The following is a 431-nucleotide window of genomic DNA, read 5'->3' as shown; positions in this document are numbered from 1 at the left end:
CCCGTGGCCGGGTCGAAGTTCTGGCCCGGCGGCGTGACCGGCGGGTCGCTCGGCACCGGCGGATCGTTCACCGGCGTCACCGTGATCGTCACCGTCGACGTCGTCGTGCCGCCGTTGCCATCGTTGACCGTCACGGTGAAGCTGTCGCCGCCGTTGTAGTCCTTGGCCGGCGTGTAGGTGTAGCTGCCGTCGGTGTTGACGGTGACGGTGCCGTGTGCCGGGTCGCTGCCCTTGGTGTAGGTCAGCGTGTCGCCGTCCACGTCCGAGCCGGTGACCTTGCCGCTGATGGGCTTGTCCTCCTGCGTCGTGAGCCCATAGTTGGGCACGGTGGGCGCATCGTTGACGGGCGTGACCTCGACGTTGACCGTCGCCGTCACCGGCGTGCGGCCGTCCGTCGCCGTGTACGTGAAGCTCAGGCTGCCGTTGTAGTC

At 68.4% G+C, this 431-nt stretch carries 1 protein-coding gene; it reads right to left on the bottom strand.

Annotation, left to right across the window (positions count from 1 at the left end; translation table 11 throughout):
* Positions 1-431: Ig-like domain-containing protein (locus DFR41_RS27260; protein WP_114805030.1), on the bottom strand; the 431-nt coding region annotated here is incomplete at both ends.

Origin of the sequence: Pseudacidovorax intermedius (assembly GCF_003350475.1) — a bacterium.
Taxonomy (GTDB): Bacteria; Pseudomonadota; Gammaproteobacteria; order Burkholderiales; family Burkholderiaceae_C; genus Xenophilus; species Xenophilus intermedius.
Note: the sequence above shows the minus strand (reverse complement) of the source record. Positions and strands in the feature narration are given on the sequence as shown.